Consider the following 17,904-nt stretch of genomic DNA (forward strand, 5'->3'; position numbering starts at 1 on the left):
CGATATTCGCCGGTATCCCGGGCTAGGGGGCTACGCTGCCGGCCAGGTCGTCGTTCGCGCGAGCCGGCTGCTCGTCGCCGCGGCGCGGTCGGCGGCGGTTGGCCAGCGCGGCCCGCCACATCATGTCCGGGCGCAGCAGCCGGGTAGCAGGATCGATAAGCGCCGTGACTTTGACGAAGCGATCGACCGCGACGGGGTCGTATTCGGTCGCGGTGAGTATGCGATCGATGTACCCGTTGAGCAGCCGGGTGAGCAGCGGTGGAGTGCCCTCGATTTCGGGTAGGCACAGGTCCGGGTTCGCCGACAGCTCCCATGCCTGGCGGATCGGCACCGCAGCGGCCCGGAAGAATCGCCGCGCCAAATGCTCTGTGCCGCCGGACAAGCAGTCACGCAGCGCCACTGCCTCCAGCGCGGCGACCGTCATGCCCTGACCGTAGATCGGGTTGAAGCTGCAGATCGCGTCACCCATGACCAGCAGGCCTTCGGGGAAGCGTTGCATCTTGTCGTAGCGGCGCCATTGACTGGACGGCTGACCGTGCCGGGTGGGCTCCCCGATGGGTTCGGCGGCCAGGATCGCGGCCAGCAGGTGGGGCGGTGCGCAGTCCTCGACGAACTCGCACATCGACATCAGGTCTATCGACGGCGCGTGGCCCGCTACGCCGAAAACGGTGAACATCCAGGTGTCGTTCTCCGCGCGCAGCATGCCCAGTCCGCGCGGCCGGCCCGGCACCGTCCCAACAACGAAACCGAATTCGTGCAGCGCATCCGGTGCCATGCGCAGGCATTGGCTCGCATAGGTCAGGTGCACCGGCACGTGGACCTCGGGCGGGCGCTCGTAGCCCAGGGCGGTCAACCATGCCGGGGTGCGGGCGCCGCGCCCCGTGGCATCGAGCACCAGGTCCGCGCTCAGGGTGATGTCCTCGCGGGTCCGGCGGTTGACGACCCGGGCGCCGGTGACGCGCTGGCGGTCCGCCGTCGTGGTCAAGTCCACTATGTCGTGCTCATCGAGCAGCGTGACGTTCGCGATGCGGCGCAGTCGCGCGCGGACGTGTTCCTCGAGGAAGGGCCGGGTGGCGAGATACGCGGCGAAGGAGGGGGCGCCGCCGGTGCGCACCATGAGGTGCCCGCCCAAGTGGTAGTACAGCCGGGAGAGGTCCCGGCCATCCAGGTGATGCGCGCCGTCCATGACCATCTCATCGAGGACGCCCGGAAACAATTGCTCGAGTACCTGAGCGCCGCGGGGCAGCAGGCCATGGAGGTGGCGACCCTGCGGCACGCCCCGGCGAGCGGCGGCGGTTTCGGGAGAGATGTCGGGCAGCGGATCGCGCTCCACCACCGTGACCGTGTGGAAAAACTCGCTGAGCGTTCGCGCGGCGACCAGACCCGCCATGCTCGCTCCCAATACCAGTGCGTGATTGCCGACCTTTGCCATACCCCACCGCCTGTGCTGAGCGCTTATCCGACAAAAGCCATGCTCATGGTCCGAAAACGCGGCCGACAGCGTAGTCGACTACGTCATTGCTGGGGGGCGGCTACACGTGAGGTTCCCGAAACACCGTCAAAGCCTCCCGTTCGACGCTTACGCGCCGTTATAGTCGCCGAGTGATCGGCGCCAAGCCGCTGACCGGGCGTGACAGCGAATGGGGGATTATTCGCCGCGCCCTGAGTCCGGGCGGCACCCACACGGGCGTGGTGATTGCCGGAGCCGCCGGAGTGGGCAAGACCTGGCTCGCCCGCGAAGTGCTGCGGCGCGCCGAGGCGTCGGGCGAGCGGACCAGGTGGATCGTCGGCACCGACTCGGCGCAGGCGCTGCCCCTGGGGGCCTTCATCGGCGTGATGACCGAGGCGATGAATCCGGCACAGTCGGATCCACTGACCGATGTGCAACGAGTGATCAATTCGTTTGTCGCGCAACAGCGTCAGCGCCGTGTGGTGGTGGGGATCGATGACGCGCACCTGCTGGACGGGCTGTCCGCGCTCGTCGTCCACCAGCTGGCGCAGTCCGGTGGCGTCCGGCTCGTGGTCACCGTCCGCAGCGGCAGCGACGAGCCCGATGCGGTGACAGCGCTGTGGAAAGACGGGCTGTTGGAAAGGCTTGACCTCAAACCGTTTTCGGCCATGGAGACGCGCGAAGTCATCGAAAGCAAGCTCGACGGCCCGGTCGATGCGCGCAGCGCGACCCGATTCCAAAAGCTGACCGGTGGCAACGCGCTTTTCCTGCGGCAGCTGGTGGCCGATCAGGTGACCGCCGGGCGGATGCATAAAACGGCCGGGGTATGGATGTGGGACGGCGATGTTGCGGTCTCGGCAAGCCTGTCCGACACAGTGGGCCGTCAAATGGGTCGACTCAGCCCGGAAATGGCGCTGGTGATCGACACGTTGTCGCAGTGTGAGCCGCTGGCCGTAGAGGCGCTGTGCGATTTGGCCCGGCGCAGCGACCTGGCGGCAGCCGAGCGGATGGGGCTGGTGAACATCGAACGCACCGGCGCCGGGTTGACGGCCCGGCTCGCCCATCCGCTGTTCGGTGAGCTGCGCCGCGCGGGCGCCGGCGAGCTGTATCTGTCGGAAATTCGTGGCAGGTTGGCGACCCGGCTGGGCAAAGACGGCGACGCCGACATGCAGGCCACGGTGCGCCGCGCACTGCTGCGTCTCGAGTCCGACCTCGATCCCGACCCCGGGCTGTACCTGGAATCGGCACGGCATGCCATGACCCTGTTGGACCTCGATCTGGCCGACCGGTTCGCCACCGCCGCCGCCCAAGCCGGCGCACCCGGCGCGGCGGGAGTGCGGGCCATGAACCTGGCGCTGCTTGGGCGGGGTGAGCAGGCGGAGGCGGCGCTGCGCGAGATGGCCGACGCTGACCTGCCCGACGGGCATCACTGGGCGACGGTGCGCGCGGCCAACCTGATCTGGCATCTGTTCAACCCCAAAGACGCGGCCGAGATCCTCGACGGTCTTGCGGCGCTGGATTCCGAAACCCCGACCCAGCGAGCGGAGCGGTTGGCGGTGCAGGCGTGCCTGGATGCGGTGGCGGCGCGCTGTGAGAACGCGGCCGCAAATGCCCGGGCTGCCCTCGCTTTCCCCGAACTGCCCGATTTCCACGCGATGATGGCGTCGCTCGCGCTGATCATGGCTATGGGGGCGCTGGGTCAGGTCGACGAGCTCGCCGACGTGGCCGAGCAGACGCTGCGCCGGGCGACGACGTCGTTTCAGGCATCGCATATGCGGTTCTGGTTCGGCGCCGTCTATGGGCGTGCCTGCCGGTTGACCGGTCGGATCGATGAATTTGTCAGCACCGCGCGGCAACTGGCGGATTCGTCCCGTGACATTCCGGGCCTGGCGTATGCGAATCTAGCCCTACTGTCGGGCAACGCCGAGCTGGCTCGCGGCGCTGTCGCCGAGGCGGCCAGACTGGTGCACGAGGCGGTGGCCGGAGTGCAAATACATTATGTGACAACGGGTTTGCGGCCGGCGAGCTACTTCGCGTTGGCCGAGGCACACGCCAAGCTCGGGCAGGCCGGCGATGCGAATGACGCTGTCACCGCGGCGCGGTCCTGCGTGCCGGCCGACTTTCTGTTCATGCATACCGGCCTGTCACTTGCCAACGGGTGGGCGATGGCGGCGAGCGGCCGGTTGGCCGAGGCAGTGGCATGCGTGCAGGATGCGGCGCAGCTTGCCCGCGATCGCGGCCAGCCCACGCACGAGCTGGCCTGCATCCAGGCGTCGGCGCAATGGGGTGATGCCTCGCAGGCGGTGCGGGCGCGGGAGCTGACCGACGTGTTGTCGCTGCCGCTGGCCGCTGCCATCGCGTCGCACTCGGAGGCGTTATCGGCCGGGGACGGTGAGGGCCTGCTGGCGGCCTCCGCCGCGTACCGGAGGATCGGTGATCGGGTCGCGGCCGCCGATGCGGCGGCGCAGGCTTCGGTGGTGTTCGACGAACACCAACACCGTCGCCGCGGGCTGTACGCCGCGGCACTGGCTCGGGAATTGGCCGACGATTGCGGTGGCTTGCACACGCCGGCGCTGCACACTCCGACCGGCCTGAAGTTGTCTGGCCGACAGCGCGATGTCGTGGAGCTCGTCGTGGCCGGTCTATCCAACCGCGAGATCGCCGAGACGCTGGTGATGTCGGTGCGCACCGTGGAGGGCCACGTGTACCGGGCCTGCCAGCGGGTGGGGGCGCAGTCGCGCGAGGAGTTGGCGTCGATCATCCGATCGGGCCCCTGCGGCCCGCCTGCGCCCTAGAGACCCACCAGCCGCGCCGACGCCCACAGCGCGAGCACTGCCACCGCGAGCGAGGCGGGCACGGTGCACACGCCGAGGCGGGTGTATTCGCCGACGCCTGCGTCGACGTCGTGCTGTCGTAACACGCGCCGCCACAACAGGTTCGACAGCGAACCGACGTAGGTGAGGTTTGGGCCGATGTTCACCCCGATCAGCACCGCCAAAACGGCCACCGGCCCACTCGGCGCAACCAACGGCAGCAGCACCAGTGTGGCGGGCAGGTTGTTGACGACGTTGGCCAGCACGGCGGCTATCGCGGCGATGGCGAGCAATGCGGTTAGGCCCGAACCCGACGGCAGCACCGCCGACATCGCTCGGTCCATCCCATTCAGCATGACCGCCTGCACCACGACGCCCAGCGCCAGCACGAACACCAGGAACGACACATTCGCCGAGCGCACGATGTCGGACACCGAGGTGTGCCGGTGCCGCAGACTGCGCACCGCCAGCGCCGCGGCCCCGCACAGCGCCACCCAGGCCGGCGCGATCCCCACGGACTGGGCGACCGCGAACCCGGCGAGTGTCAGCGCGACGACCACCAACACGAACACCGGTGGGCGCGCCGGCGCGCCCTGCTGCTCGGGGTCCGGCTGCACCCGCAGGTCCCCGGCGAAGAACCATCGGAAGATCACGTAGAGGACAGCCACCGCACCCACCCACGGCGCCGCCATCACCAGCGTGAATTTGGTGAACGAGATGTGGGCGGTGTGGAAGGCCAGCAGGTTGGTCAGGTTCGACACCGGGAGCAACAGCGAGGCGCCGTTGGCCAGGTGCGCGGTGGCGTAGGCGTACGGCCGCACCCGGGTGCGCTGTCGCCGAACGGCGGCCAGCACCACCGGAGTCAGCAACACCACGGCCGCGTCCAGGCTCAGCACCGCGGTGATCACCGAGGCGATGACGAACACGCGCCGCAGCAGGCCGCCCGACCCGACCCGCCCCCGCGTGATCGCCGCGCCCGCGGCTTCGAACAGGCCCTCGTCGTCGCACAGCTTGGCCAGCACCAGCACCGCCCCGAGGAACGCCACCACCCCGGACAGATCGGCGATCTGTTTCGCCGCCTGATTGACCGAGATCGCGCCGACCGCGATCAGGATCAGGGCCGCCGGGACCGCCGCCAGCGCCTCGGGCCAGCCCCCGGGGCGCGCGACGGCGAACGCCAGGACAACAGCGAGCAGCAACAGCGCAAGCGTCAGGGCCAACGTTTAAACCGCTTCACTTCCAAGGATCTTCGCGCCGCCACACCGTGGGCAGATGCATGGCGACACCGTCCTGTGCGGCAAGCCCGTCGAGGATGCCGACGGAGACGTCCAAGTCATCTCCGGCATAAGGCAAGGCGCGCAACGGTTTTGTCAGCGGGCGGAAGAAGTCGTCCCAGTGAATGAGGATCACCCGGCGAGCCCCCACCGCGCGCACGGTCTCGTTCCAGTAGTCGACCAGGTATGACCGCGGCTGCAGGCCCAGTTGCCCGACGGACAGGTACACGGCGTCGGCGCTGTGGCCGGCCAGGGCGCCCTTGGCGAAGCCGGCACTGCCCTGGATCAGCAGCCGCCGGCCCGTCGAACGGTGGTGCACCAGCGTCGACCAGGACTCCCCGCAGCGATACGCCGACGCCTTCACAGGCGGGGTCACCGGTTCGTCGATGACGCCGGGAAACCTGTCGGGCGGGCAGTGGTGCGATTCGATCAGGGTGACGTCGTAGGCGCCCAACTGAATCGGTTCGCCGTCGACCGCGACGACGATCCGGTCCTCGGGCAACCCGTAGCCGCGGCCGACGTTGGCCGCGGACTGCCCGCCGACCAGCTGCGCGCCGGTGCGGTCGGCGACCAGCGCGGAGTCCAGAACGTGGTCGATGTGGGTGTGCACCGGTATGACCGCCGCCAGCCGCGAGACCTTCGCCCGCGCCAGGCAACCGTCGACGCGTGCGGGCGAGGGTGCCACCTTGCCGGCCGCGACCTTGGCCAGGCTCGGCCGGGAGAAGTAGCCGTCGGTCATCAACGCCGACGAGCCGTCGTCTATCAGCAGGGTCGCCACACCCATCCAGGTCGCCGAGAGCGCGTCGGGTTCGGCGGCGGGGGCGTCGAACCGGTCCGCGAACCGGGCGATATCGGGGCGACCGAGTTTGAGTCGCATCAGCAGAAGGCCCTGATCTCGGTGCCGGCCGCCGCGAGTCTTTCGCGGACGGCGGTGGCGATCTGCACCGCTCCTGGTGAATCACCATGCACACAAACCGATTCAGCTTTCAAAGTGAGCCGGGTGCCGTCGATCGCGGTGACCTGCCCTGAGGTGACCATGGTCGCCACCCGGTCGGCGATCGCCGCCGGGTCGCCCAGCACCGCGCCCTGCTCACGACGGGACACCAGCCCGCCGTCCGGCCGGTAGGCCCGATCGGCGAAAGCCTCTGCGACCGTGCGTAACTCGCGGCGGTCAGCTTCGTCGAAAAGCGCTGAGCCCGCCATGCCCAGCACCGGCAGCCCGGCATTTACCAGGCGGACCGCCTCCGCCACGGCTGCCGCCTGTTCGATATGGGTCACGATCGCGTTGTACAGCGCGCCATGCGGTTTCACGTAGGACACCGCAGAACCGGCCGCGTGCGCTATCGCCTGCAGCGCGCCGATCTGATACACCACGTCGGCGGTGAGTTCGTCGGCGGCGACGTCGATGAAGCGCCTGCCGAACCCGGCCAGGTCGCGGTAGCTCACCTGCGCTCCGATCCGGACCCCACGCTGAGCGGCCGACCGGCATACCCGCAGGAGGCCGGCGGGGTCGCCGGCGTGAAAACCGCACGCGACGTTGGCGCTGGTGACGATGCCGAGCATGGCGTCGTCGTCTCCCAGGCGCCAGACGCCGAAGCCCTCGCCCAAGTCTGCGTTGAGGTCGATACCGGCCACCCGCCCAGCTTATGGGGCGCCCGGGCGCCGGCCTAGGCGAGGACGTGGCGCGGCACCCAGCTACTGCCTGGCGACCTTGGCGGCGATCTGCTCGGCGAGGTCCACCGCCGACCCGCCAGGCAGGAAGGAGCCGCAGGTGGCGACGTCGATGATGATGTTGTTGCGCGCGGTCAGCGCCCGCTGGCACGTCCAGCCGTTACTGTCTTCCTGAACTTCGATTTGCCGGCGCACCAGTGCCTTCCGGATGTGGGCCAATCTATGCGCCCAGCTTAAGCGGCAGCGGATCGCCGGTGTCCGATCAGCCAGCAGACCAGATAGATCAGAAACGAGATGCTGGCGACGAAGACCGACACCGGCACGCCGGGCGCCAGCGACAGCACGAGGCCGCCCACGGCGGACACCTCGGCGAACACCACGGAGGCCACCATCGCCGCCGCGGGCGAGGCGACCACCCGGGCCGCCGCGGCCGCCGGAGTGATCAACAACGACATCACCAGCAGCGCCCCGACGATCTGCACCGCCTGGGCCGCCACCACGCCGACCAGGGCGGCGAACACGATGCCCAGCGCGTAGACCGGCACACCGCGCGCCGCGGCGACGTCGGGATCGACGGTGGCGAACAACAGCGGGCGGTAACACGTCGCCAGCACGGCGATGACGAGCAGGCAGACCAGCGCCAGCATGGTCAGGCCCGTGTAGCCGACCCCGACGATCTGGCCGGTAAGCAGGGCGAAGCTGGTCGAGGTGCGGCCCGGGTAGAGATGGATGAACAACACCGCCAGGCCCAACCCGAAGGCCAGCACCACGCCGATCACCGAGTCGCGCTCCCGCTCGCGCCGCCCCAGCACGCCGAACAGCGCCGCGGCCAGGGCGCTGCCGATCAGCGCGCCCACCCCCGCGCCGAAGCCGACCAGCAGCGCGAAAGCGGCGCCGGTCAGCGACAATTCGCTGGAACCGTGCACGGCGAACGACATCCGCCGCATGACGATGAACGGCCCGATCAGCCCGGCCACCAGCCCCAGCAGGGCCGCCGCCATGAGCGCCTGCTGCACGAAGTCATGGCCGAGCAGGTGCGCGGTGATGTCGAAGGAGACCAAATTGTCCAGCAAGCCGACGAGCCGATGCTCCATCAGCAATACCCGTCGTCCTGGACGCCGGCCACCACGTAGCCGTCCTTGACCTTCACCACTTGGATGTCCGCCTGGTACAACGCCGAGAGCGTCTGGCTGGTCATCACCTGCTCGACGCTGCCGATCTCGAACCGGCCATCGACCAGATACAGCAGCCGGTCCACGTACGGCAGGATCGGGTTGATCTCGTGGGTGACGACGATGACCGTGGTCGCGGTGTCCTGTCGGCGCCGGTCGATCAGCGCCGCCACCAGCTTGGCGTTGGCCGGGTCGAGGGTCAGCAGCGGCTCGTCGCACAGCAACAGCAGCGGGTCACTTACCAAAGCCTGGGCGATGCGCACCCGCTGTAACTCCCCGCCCGACATCATTCCGACCCGGACGTCCGCCAGGTGTTCGCCATTGACCTGGCGCAGCGCCTGCCGCACGGCCGCGCGCCGGCGGGCCCGATCGGCGGACCGCAGCGGGATGGCGCCCCAGCGCGGTCCGTCGATGCCCAGCCGAACCAGGTCGCGCCCGCGCAGCATCACGTCGGCATCCATCGGATGATGTTGGGGCACATAGCCGATGCGCCCGCTGCCCGAGGTGATCGGCTTTCCGTCCACCAGTCCGGCACCGGCGCTCAGTGCCAACTGCCCGAGCAGCACCTTGAGCAGCGACGTCTTGCCGCTGCCGTTCGGGCCGAGCACCGCGATGAACTCGCCCCGCGCCACCGACAGGTCCAGGTGGTCCCATAGCACGCGGTCGCCGAACGCCAGCCGCGCGCCGCGCAGCGACACGGTCTCGGCGGGGTCTTCGATGGCCGGGACGGATTCGAGGGTCATGACCGCACGGGCCGGCTCGACTGCAGCGCGGACTGCAGCTGGTTGACCGTATTGCGTTGCCAGGCCAGGTAATCCGTGCCTTCGGTCAGCGTTTCGGGAACGTCGGTGACCGGGACACCCGCGCGCCGAGCGGCGTCGCGCAGGCCGGTGATCGCGGTCGTGGAGGTCTGCGGGTTGATCAGCACCGCCGACACCTGACGCCGGTTGATCAGGTCAAGGACCGCCGCCATGTCGGCCGGCGCGGGATCGGTCTCGTTCTCGATGGCCGCCTCGAATGTAGGCGGGGTCCGGTTCACCAAGCCCGACGCCTTCAGCAGATAGAACGCGACCGGTTCGGTCGCGACCACCGAGGTGTTGGGGTAGTCGGTAGCGATCGCGTGTTCGGCGCCGGCGATGGACTCGGCGCCGCGGCCGAATGTGGCGGCGTTGGCCCGATAGTCGGCGGCGTTGCCCGGGTCGATCGTCGCGAGGCGGTCGGCGATGGTGGCGGCAACGGATTTGGCGACGGTCAGGTCGTAGAAGACGTGCTCGTTGCGGGGTTGCCCGTCGGTCTCCAGGAAGGAGTAGGCAATGACCGCTTTGGCGTCGCGGTGGTGGGCCAGCACGTCGTCGACCCAGCCGTCATAACCGCCGCCGTTGAAGACCACCAGCGGGGCGTCGGCGATCGCGGCGGCATCCGCGGGGCTGACCTCGTAAGAGTGCGGGTCGATATCCGCTCCGCTGAGAATGGATTTGACGGCGGCATGGCGGCCGGTGACGGCACGCGCCACGCTGCCCCACACGTCGGTGGAGGCGACGACGGATATGGCGCGAGAGTGCGCCGTGCCGCTGCAGCCGGTGAGCAGCGCCCCGCCGGTGAACACCAGAGCGGCCGCCAGCCATCGCGTCGTATCGGCGATTCTGGCCCTAGCCGTTCGTTGCCGCGTCAGTGCCATGCGCACGTCCGATTTCCTCCCGCCGGCCGGTCAGCCGATCCATAATACTAATGAAAATCGTTTCCATTACAAAGCCGCAAGCTGAAGCGCATACGCCGGGGCCCCGGTCCGCTGTAGCCTCACCGAACGTGAGTCCCCCACCGCGACGGCGTGCGACTCTGGCGTCGTTGGCGGACGAGCTCAACGTTTCGCGTACGACGATTTCGAATGCTTTCAACCGGCCCGATCAGCTCTCCCCGGATCTGCGTGAGCGGGTGCTCGCGACGGCCAAGCGGCTGGGATACGCCGGCCCCGACCCGGTGGCGCGATCGTTGCGGACCCGCAAGGCCGGCGCGGTCGGTCTGGTGATGGCCGAACCGCTGACCTACTTCTTCAGCGACCCCGCCGCGCGGGACTTCGTCACCGGGGTGGCGCAGGCGTGCGAGGAGGTGGGGCAGGGGCTGTTGCTGGTGGCCGTCGGGCCTAGCCGCAGCCTCAAAGACGGCACCGCCGCTGTGCTTTCGGCCGGCGTGGACGGCTTCGTGGTGTATTCGGTGTGCGACGAAGATCCCTACCTGCAGGTGGTGCTGCAGCGTCGGCTGCCGGTCGTGGTGGTCGACCAGCCCAAGGGGTTGGCCGGCGTCTCGCGGGTGGGCATCGACGACCGCGCCGCGATGCGCGAGCTTGCCGACTACGTGCTGGGCCTGGGCCATCGCGAGATCGGGCTGCTGACCATGCGGCTGGGCCGGGACCGACGCCAGGGCCTGGTGGACCCCGACCGGTTACGCTCGCCCGCCTTCGACGTGCAACGCGAGCGCGTCATCGGGGTGTGGGAGGCGATGACGGCGGCCGGTGTCGACCCGGATTCCCTTACCGTGGTGGAAAGCTACGAGCACCTGCCCGAATCGGGCGGCGCCGCCGCAAAGGCGGCCCTGGAGAGCAATCCGCGGATCACCGCGCTGATGTGCACCGCGGACATCCTGGCCCTGTCCGCCATGGATTACTTGCGGGCACATGGCATCTACGTGCCGGGTCAGATGACCCTGACCGGTTTCGACGGCGTGCCCGACGCCATCAACCGCGGTCTGACCACGGTGTCGCAGCCCAGCCTGCAGAAGGGCTGCCGGGCCGCGGAGCTGTTGTTGAAGCCGCCGCGATCGGGTTTGCCGGCCGTCGAACTCTTGGACACCGAGCTCATCCGCGGCCGCACCGCCGGTCCGCCGGCGTGAGCCGGACTACTTGGAGTCTTGGTCGCCGATCAGCAACCGCACGGCCAGGTCCAGCCGCTTGCTGACGTCGGTGGCCGAGGCCCGGCGGGTGAGCCACGCCAGCAGGTTCGACAGCCACACGTCCGAGATCACCCGGGCGATGTGGTACTGGTCCTCGGTCGGTTCGCCATCGGCCATCGCGCGCGCGAACATCGAATCGATGAGCTTCTCGACTTGGTCGACCTCGCTGGCCGCGGACGCGTCGGCGAAAACGTAGGCGCGCGTCATCGCCTCTGTCAGCAGGGGATTGCGCTGCATCGCACGGTTCAGCTTGCCCACCATGAAGTTGAGTCGTTGAAAGGGGGTGCCGCCGGTCATGGCCGTGCGGTCCGTCTTGGCGTCGATGCGGCTGAACTCGCGGCCCAGCGCCGACACCAGCAGGTGCACCTTCGACGGGAAATAGCGGTACAGCGTCCCCACCGCGACATCGGCGCGGTCGGCCACCGCCCGCATTTGAACTGCCTCGTAGCCGCCCTTGGAGGCGATGGCCATGGTGGCGTCGAGGATGCGCTTGCGGCGTTCCCGCTGCGCCTCAGACCCCAGTTCGGACTCCGCCAGTACCGCCACGTTCATGACCTCGCGCGGCTGCGAGTCAGAAACGCGGGTCGGATTTGCGTTGGCTGGCATGTGACGGTTTGCTCCTGTTCCCGGCGGTTCGTTTGCAAACGATACGCATTCTGCGTGTGAATTTCCCACCTCCATACCGCCGCGGACAAGCGCTGTGCTGCTGTGATGGCGTTCGACTTGACGGTCGATCACTGGCACTATTAGAACACGTTCTAGTCTTCGAAGAGCGGGTTGCGTGCCAACGCGTGATGGAGAGGTACCCGCTTGCGGGCAGATCGCACAATCAGGACAGGGGTCCGACCCCCTTGTCACGTCGAGAGTCAAGGACGCGGAGGTCCTCTCAGGTGGTAGCGACCGTCACCGACGAGCAGTTCGCCGCGCGAGCCCTGGTGCGCGACTGGGCCCGCAATTCGGCCTCCGGACCTGGTGGAACCGCGGCGATCCGCGACGTGGAGCAAGGTAAGTCCGACGCCTGGCGGCCGGTGTTCTCCCGGCTGGCGGAACTGGGGATCTTCGGCGTCGCGATCGCGGAGGAGTTCGGCGGCGCGGACGGCAGCATCGAAGACCTGTGCGCGATGGTCGAGGAAGCGGCGAAAGCACTGGTCCCCGGACCGGTCGCCACCACCGCGCTGGCCACGTTGGTTGTCTCTGATCCCGAGTTGCTGGGCGCCCTCGCCTCCGGTGAACGCTTCGCCGGGCTCGCGTTGGATGGCGACATCGGGTTCGACGACGCGACGTCCAAGGCCTCGGGCACCGTGGCATTCGCGTTGGGTGTGGCCGACGGCGCCGTGCTGTTGGCGCCGGCGGGCGGGAAGTGGCTGCTGATCGACACCGACGGCGAGGGGGTGCAGATCGAGCCCCTGCGAGCCAGCGACTTCTCCCGGCCGTTGGCGCGGGTGGCGCTGAACTCGGCCCCGGCCACCGTGGTGTCGGATACCCGCGAACGCGTCGAGGAGCTGGCCGCGACGCTGCTGGCGGCCGAGGCGGCCGGCATCACCCGGTGGTCGCTGGAGACCGCCGTCGACTACGCGAAGGTCCGCGAGCAGTTCGGCAAGCCGATCGGCAGCTTCCAGGCCATCAAGCACATCTGCGCCGAGATGCTGTGCCGCGCCGAGCAGGCCGAGGTGGCCGCCGCCGATGCCGCGCGCGCCGCGGCAGAGGGCGACGAATCGCAGTTCTCCATCGCCGCTGCCCTGGCCGCGAGCACCGGCATCGCCGCCGTGCAGGCCAATGTCAAGGACTGCATCCAGGTGCTCGGCGGCATCGGCTGCACCTGGGAGCACGACGCGCACCTGTACCTGCGCCGGGCGCATGCCATCGGCCGCTTCCTGGGTGGGGCCCAGACCTGGTTGCGCCGCATCACCGCGCTGACCCAGGCGGGTGTGCGGCGCCGGCTGGGGATCGACCTCACCGAGGTCGAGGACCAGCGGGCGGAGATCGCTGCCGCCGTGGCCCAGGTCGCCGAGCTGCCCGATGAGAAGCGGCAGGCGGCGCTGGCCGAGGCGGGCCTGCAGGCGCCGCATTGGCCGGAGCCTTACGGGCGCGGCGCGGGACCGGCCGAGCAGCTGTTGATCGATCAGGAGCTGGCGGCGGCGGGTGTGGCGCGCCCCGACCTGGTGATCGGTTGGTGGGCGGCGCCGACCATCCTCGAGCATGGCACGCCGGAACAGGTCGAGCGTTTCGTGCCTGGCACCACGCGCGGCGAATTCCTTTGGTGTCAGCTGTTTTCCGAACCGGGAGCCGGCTCGGACCTGGCCTCGCTGCGCACCAAAGCGGTCCGGACCGACGGCGGCTGGCAGTTGACCGGGCAGAAGGTGTGGACGTCGGCGGCGCACAAGGCGAAGTGGGGAGTGTGCCTGGCGCGCACCGATCCCGATGCGCCGAAACACAAAGGCATTACGTACTTCCTGGTGGAGATGAGCTCACCGGGCATCGAGATCCGTCCGCTGCGCGAGATCACCGGCGACTCGTTGTTCAACGAGGTGTTCCTGGACAACGTGTTCGTTCCCGACGAACTGGTAGTCGGCGAGGTGAACGACGGTTGGCGGCTGGCCCGCACCACGCTGGCCAACGAGCGGGTCGCGATGGCCAACGGAACCGCGCTGGGCAATCCGATGGAGGAGCTCCTCAAGGTGCTGGCCGAGCTCGATCTCGACGCCGCGGAGCAAGACCGGCTGGGGCGGTTGATCGTCACGGCGCAGACCGGCGCGCTGCTCGATCAGCGGATCGCTCAGCTGGCCGTCGGCGGGCAAGACCCGGGGGCGCAGTCCAGTGTGCGCAAGCTCATCGGTGTCCGCTACCGCCAGGCGCTGGCCGAATTCACGATGGACGTGTCCGAGGGCGGCGGCCTGGTGCACAACCAGGCGGTGTTCGATTTCCTCAACACCCGCTGCCTGACGATCGCGGGCGGCACCGAGCAGATCCTGCTGACAGTCGCCGCCGAGCGGCTCCTTGGCCTGCCCCGCTAATAAGGCCTTCGGCCGCCCAGGTCGTTGCTCGGGTTCGCCCGGCCTAACGGTCGATAGCGGGTTGCAGGGGACTCGTTAGGCGAAAAGTGTAGGGAAATCCCTAATTGAGACGGGTCAGCACGCGGCCTTAGCTTATAGCAGCCGCGCGGGCGATAGTCGCTTCATCGCCGAACACGAGACTGCGGGCGCGCGCCTGCATGTCGCCGCGGTCGGTATCGAAAGGGACGCCATGCCAACGGATTCGGCTTATCACCACATGAACGCTGCCGCTCGCCGCTGGTTCCGTGCCAGCGTGGCGCCACGGCCGAGCGCCCTGGCCGGCTTGCTGGCGGCTGTTGCCGTAGCGATGAGCGCTGCGCCGCCGGCCATGTTGCCCGCCGCCAAGGCCGACCCGGCGCAACATACCGTTGTGTACCGGATCCTCGGCGGCGGCGACGTTTTCTCTGTCATCCCGGACCCCGGTACCCCGGTGTATCCGGCGAGCAGCACGACCTGGGTTTCAGTCCCCTGGTCGCAGACCGTGCAGGTGACCGGAAGCCCGTACCTGGCGTTGAACTACACCGACAAAACCGGCGGTCCGCACGACTGCGCGATCCAGGTGGACGGCCAGTCCGTCACGCTCGCCGAACACACGGCCGGCAGGTGCGCTTACCAAATGCCCGGCCCGGCGCAGTAAACCATCGGGTTTGCGAATCGCGGTCGCGAAACAGTGGACATCCCCGGACATGAAGGAGACAGCGGTGAAGCGTCAGATCATCGTCGGTGTGGCCGGCCTGGCCATCGTAATCGCCAGTGGCGCTGGCTGTTCCGGCAATAAGTCGAACCCGCAAGCGTCGAACTCGGGGGCGCCGGCCGCCGGGCCGCAGGTGATCGTGGACGGCAAGAACCAGAACGTCAGCGGTCCGGTCACCTGCAAACCGGCCGGCGACAACATCAGCATCGGCATTGGCGACCCGACCAAAGGTGTCGGGGCGGTGGTAAGTAAGGACAACCCGCCAATCGTTCACGCGGTCGGACTGGGCGACGTCGACGGCATCACGCTCGGTTTTTCCGACGCCGCGAAGGGGCAGGGCGGGAATGCCGGAGCTGCGGTGGGCGACAACGCTATTCAGATCAAGGGCACGGCGACCGGTGCCGATGTGAGCGATCCCCACCAGCCGAAGCCGGTGACCAAACCATTCGAGATGGACGTGACCTGCCCGTAGCGCGGGCCCAGCCGAATCGTTCGGACCAACGCCCGAGAGGGGACGCAATCAATGTCTATCAAACGCCTCGCCGCAGCAGCGGCAGTCGCGACGGGCCTGGGCGTGTCCGTCACGGCTGTCAACGGGGGCTTCGCGAACTCCGCCCCGTTGGACCCGCCGCCATGCCCGAGCTGGCAAAAAGGCTGCTCCGGGAACCCCAGCCCCAACCCCGGGTACGGGGGCACCGGCACTCCGCCGGTAGCCACTGCGCCGCACGGCACGCCGCCGCCACAGAGCACGTGGCAGTCGACGCCGCCGCCGCACACCACGCAAGCGCCGCCCAGCACGTGGCAGTCGCCGCCGCCGCCCGCGTCGAGCACATGGCAGCAGCCACCGCAGAACAGCACGACGGCCCCGATGCCGACCCAATGCCCCAACTGGGACAAGAACTGCACCCCCGCCCCTGCCCCCAGCCCCACTTCCGGTTACGGGGGCTCGGGTACGACGCCGCCGAACAACACGCCGCCCAGCCCGTGGCAGCAGCCGGCGCCGAACAACACGCCGCCGAGCTCCTGGCAGCAGGCGCCGCCGAACGGCTCGACGTCAGCGATGCCGACGGTATGTCCCGCCTGGTACAAGAACTGCACACCCGCCCCCGGCCCTGGCCCCGGCCCCAGTTCCGGTTACGGGGGCTCGGGTTCGACGCCGCCAAACGGGGCGCCGTGGGGCGGCGCGACGCCGACAACCGGGGCACCGTGGGGTGGTACCACCAACCAGCCGGGCGAGAACAACTCATACCCGCCCAGGCCGCCTCGCCCAGTCCTTAATGCGCCGTGGTCTCAGCCTCCCCACCCGCCGTACTACCCACCGCCCCCTCCCATCCTTCGCCCCACTGGGGAGATAGGCGGCCCCACCAACCTGCCGGGTGGCTTCTGCATCCCGGGCCAGGGGGCGCCACCTCCGCCGCCGCCGAGCGGCTACGGGTGGAGCAATGGCCCCGCTCCGGGCTCCCCCCCGCCGTACTGGGAAGGCCCGCCGCCTGCTGGTGGCTGGAACGGGCCGCCGCCTGCCGGCGGTTGGAACCAACCCTGGCAAGGGACGCCGGTTGACGCGTCCTACGGACAGAACTACTTCTCACCGTTCACCTACAACAACTACACCGTCCTTCCGGTCTTCAACTCGGACTACGGGGGTTTTGGTTACTGGTTCTTCGGTACTTGGGTACCGCTGTATTGACGGCGAATACCGCTGAGCCGGGGGCGCCAATTCGGGTGCCCCCGGATTCAGATGTGTTTGTTCAGGATTAATGCGCAAACTACAGTTGTCCTAGTTTCGTGCGAGTTTTAGAAATTGATGGAGTGGCGCCGGCGAGCGCAATCAACTTCTTTATTGGGGCACCTGTGGCGCAACCTTGCGCGCAAGCTCTATGGCAGCCGAATTGGCTTGGTCAGCCGACAATTTCAGGACCGCAACCTGGAGGGTGTTGTCCCTATTGCCGGCGGCGAACTCGACCATGCCGCTGCCGAGCAGGCGCATGCCGTCAGGACCCGCTTTGCCAGCATTAGGGAAACCCGCCTCTGGTGGAGGCAGGGTGTTGTGCAGGGCCGTGCCGGGCTGACCGATTTCCAAAGTTATCGACTCGTCTGTCGAGGGGTTCTCCCAAGTGCAGCCGCCAATCCGCGGATCCTTCGACGCGCCGGCCTTGCCTGACACCGAAACGCCGAGTATCGACGAAACATCCTGTTGCGGAACCATTGAACAGGCATCGATCGGCTTAGCGGCCGGTGAAGCGCTCGGCGTAGCTTTGTCCGGACCGCTCCCAGAAGCACTGGTTGAGCCGCTCTGGGACTGACAGCCTGCCGCCGCACAGCTGAGCGCCACCGCGACCAACAGCCGACAAGTTGCGGACGCCGCGATCGGGCTCTGGGCGCGTCGCCCAGGTCGCCACTCGCACTCGGGCGCGGAATGCATATTGATCGTCATGAGAATTCCTCGTGCTCGGGTAGTCGAAGACGTCGAACCATTGATTGGCGACGCTACGTCGATATCGCGGTCCATGAATCAGGGATGTCCCTACACTTTCGAAAGCCACTCGGAGATCAATCAGAGCGGCATGCATTAGGGAAAACCCTGATGCCGATGATCGCCGGCGTCGATATCCTGAGAACAATGGCGATCACGGGGCCTCAACCGCAACGGTTCCTCGTCGAGTGGTACGGACCACGAACATCCGCCCACTCGATAGGCGATATCGTCGATCGACTGAATAGCCGTGCTGAATTGATGTCGACGCGTGGAACTGCGGTCCAGCTTCTGACGGCGATGACGGTGCCGGACGACGATTACACGTTCGGTGTCTTTGCTGCCGAGTCGGCCGAGA

At 68.3% G+C, this 17,904-nt stretch carries 16 protein-coding genes and 1 pseudogene; 7 read left to right on the forward strand and 10 right to left on the reverse strand.

All coding sequences use genetic code 11. The features are described from left to right. Positions 1-22: 22 nt before the first annotated feature. Positions 23-1,432 carry an FAD-dependent oxidoreductase gene (locus VFW69_RS19415; RefSeq protein ID WP_526503592.1) on the reverse strand — a complete coding sequence of 470 codons (1,410 nt, stop codon included), beginning with the start codon at positions 1,430-1,432 and terminating at the stop codon, positions 23-25. Between the two features lie 170 nt (positions 1,433-1,602). On the opposite strand from VFW69_RS19415, the gene VFW69_RS19420 reads away from it, so the two are divergent. After that, a complete protein-coding gene (locus VFW69_RS19420) occupies positions 1,603-4,245 on the forward strand; it encodes a LuxR C-terminal-related transcriptional regulator (protein ID WP_526503594.1) in 2,643 nt (880 codons plus the stop codon). Here VFW69_RS19420 and VFW69_RS19425 read toward each other — a convergent pair. The 7 genes and pseudogenes from VFW69_RS19425 to VFW69_RS19455 form a co-directional block, all read right to left on the reverse strand. Further along, positions 4,242-5,483: an SLC13 family permease gene (locus VFW69_RS19425; protein ID WP_526503596.1), complete on the reverse strand. Its 1,242-nt coding sequence runs from the start codon at positions 5,481-5,483 to the stop codon at positions 4,242-4,244. The genes VFW69_RS19420 and VFW69_RS19425 overlap by 4 nt on opposite strands. A gap of 13 nt (positions 5,484-5,496) precedes the next feature. Next, positions 5,497-6,414: an MBL fold metallo-hydrolase gene (locus tag VFW69_RS19430; RefSeq protein WP_526503598.1), complete on the reverse strand. Its 918-nt coding sequence runs from the start codon at positions 6,412-6,414 to the stop codon at positions 5,497-5,499. After that, positions 6,414-7,172 (reverse strand): LamB/YcsF family protein, encoded by a 759-nt coding sequence (locus VFW69_RS19435; protein ID WP_526503600.1) that lies wholly within the window; start codon positions 7,170-7,172, stop codon positions 6,414-6,416. The genes VFW69_RS19430 and VFW69_RS19435 overlap by 1 nt, the downstream gene beginning before the upstream one ends. Before the next feature lie 60 nt (positions 7,173-7,232). Next, positions 7,233-7,388 (reverse strand): annotated as a pseudogene (locus tag VFW69_RS19440) (sensor domain-containing protein); the annotation flags it as partial. A 53-nt stretch (positions 7,389-7,441) separates the two neighbouring features. Then, positions 7,442-8,302: a metal ABC transporter permease gene (locus VFW69_RS19445; RefSeq protein WP_526503602.1), complete on the reverse strand. Its 861-nt coding sequence runs from the start codon at positions 8,300-8,302 to the stop codon at positions 7,442-7,444. Continuing rightward, positions 8,302-9,123 (reverse strand): metal ABC transporter ATP-binding protein, encoded by an 822-nt coding sequence (locus VFW69_RS19450; protein WP_526503604.1) that lies wholly within the window; start codon positions 9,121-9,123, stop codon positions 8,302-8,304. The genes VFW69_RS19445 and VFW69_RS19450 overlap by 1 nt, the downstream gene beginning before the upstream one ends. Next, positions 9,120-10,058: a metal ABC transporter solute-binding protein, Zn/Mn family gene (locus tag VFW69_RS19455; protein ID WP_526503620.1), complete on the reverse strand. Its 939-nt coding sequence runs from the start codon at positions 10,056-10,058 to the stop codon at positions 9,120-9,122. The genes VFW69_RS19450 and VFW69_RS19455 overlap by 4 nt, the downstream gene beginning before the upstream one ends. Positions 10,059-10,186: 128 nt before the next feature. On the opposite strand from VFW69_RS19455, the gene VFW69_RS19460 reads away from it, so the two are divergent. After that, complete coding sequence (locus VFW69_RS19460; protein WP_526503606.1) at positions 10,187-11,266, forward strand: Rv3575c family transcriptional regulator; 1,080 nt, start codon at positions 10,187-10,189, stop codon at positions 11,264-11,266. A gap of 6 nt (positions 11,267-11,272) precedes the next feature. On the opposite strand, the gene kstR is transcribed toward VFW69_RS19460, so the two are convergent. Next, on the reverse strand, positions 11,273-11,872 hold the full coding sequence (gene kstR / locus VFW69_RS19465) for a cholesterol catabolism transcriptional regulator KstR (protein WP_064882776.1): 600 nt from the start codon (positions 11,870-11,872) through the stop codon (positions 11,273-11,275). A gap of 344 nt (positions 11,873-12,216) precedes the next feature. Here kstR and VFW69_RS19470 point away from each other — a divergent pair, with 344 nt between their 5' ends. From VFW69_RS19470 to VFW69_RS19485, 4 genes are all read left to right on the forward strand, one after another. Next, a complete protein-coding gene (locus tag VFW69_RS19470) occupies positions 12,217-14,340 on the forward strand; it encodes an acyl-CoA dehydrogenase family protein (RefSeq protein ID WP_526503608.1) in 2,124 nt (707 codons plus the stop codon). 229 nt (positions 14,341-14,569) lie between these two features. Continuing rightward, positions 14,570-15,016: a hypothetical protein gene (locus VFW69_RS19475; RefSeq protein WP_526503610.1), complete on the forward strand. Its 447-nt coding sequence runs from the start codon at positions 14,570-14,572 to the stop codon at positions 15,014-15,016. A 64-nt stretch (positions 15,017-15,080) separates the two neighbouring features. After that, on the forward strand, positions 15,081-15,545 hold the full coding sequence (locus VFW69_RS19480; protein WP_526503612.1) for a lipoprotein LpqH: 465 nt from the start codon (positions 15,081-15,083) through the stop codon (positions 15,543-15,545). 396 nt (positions 15,546-15,941) lie between these two features. Further along, positions 15,942-16,760 (forward strand): MAP_0585 family protein, encoded by an 819-nt coding sequence (locus VFW69_RS19485; protein WP_526503622.1) that lies wholly within the window; start codon positions 15,942-15,944, stop codon positions 16,758-16,760. 150 nt (positions 16,761-16,910) lie between these two features. Here VFW69_RS19485 and VFW69_RS19490 read toward each other — a convergent pair whose 3' ends face one another. Next, a complete protein-coding gene (locus tag VFW69_RS19490) occupies positions 16,911-17,507 on the reverse strand; it encodes a hypothetical protein (protein ID WP_526503614.1) in 597 nt (198 codons plus the stop codon). A gap of 150 nt (positions 17,508-17,657) precedes the next feature. On the opposite strand from VFW69_RS19490, the gene VFW69_RS19495 reads away from it, so the two are divergent. Beyond that, on the forward strand, positions 17,658-17,904 hold a 247-nt coding region (locus VFW69_RS19495; RefSeq protein ID WP_526503616.1), incomplete at its 3' end, for a hypothetical protein.

This window comes from Mycobacterium sp. (genome assembly GCF_036273375.1).
GTDB lineage: Bacteria > Actinomycetota > Actinomycetes > Mycobacteriales > Mycobacteriaceae > Mycobacterium.

Coding starts and splice junctions, on each gene's coding strand:
- VFW69_RS19415 (WP_526503592.1), bottom strand. CDS start 1,432: ATGGCAAAGGTCGGCAATCACGCACTGGTATTGGGAGCGAGCATGGCG.
- VFW69_RS19430 (WP_526503598.1), bottom strand. CDS start 6,414: ATGCGACTCAAACTCGGTCGCCCCGATATCGCCCGGTTCGCGGACCGG.
- VFW69_RS19445 (WP_526503602.1), bottom strand. CDS start 8,302: ATGGAGCATCGGCTCGTCGGCTTGCTGGACAATTTGGTCTCCTTCGAC.
- VFW69_RS19450 (WP_526503604.1), bottom strand. CDS start 9,123: ATGACCCTCGAATCCGTCCCGGCCATCGAAGACCCCGCCGAGACCGTG.
- VFW69_RS19455 (WP_526503620.1), bottom strand. CDS start 10,058: ATGGCACTGACGCGGCAACGAACGGCTAGGGCCAGAATCGCCGATACG.
- VFW69_RS19475 (WP_526503610.1), top strand. CDS start 14,570: ATGCCAACGGATTCGGCTTATCACCACATGAACGCTGCCGCTCGCCGC.
- VFW69_RS19485 (WP_526503622.1), top strand. CDS start 15,942: ATGCCGACCCAATGCCCCAACTGGGACAAGAACTGCACCCCCGCCCCT.
- VFW69_RS19490 (WP_526503614.1), bottom strand. CDS start 17,507: ATGACGATCAATATGCATTCCGCGCCCGAGTGCGAGTGGCGACCTGGG.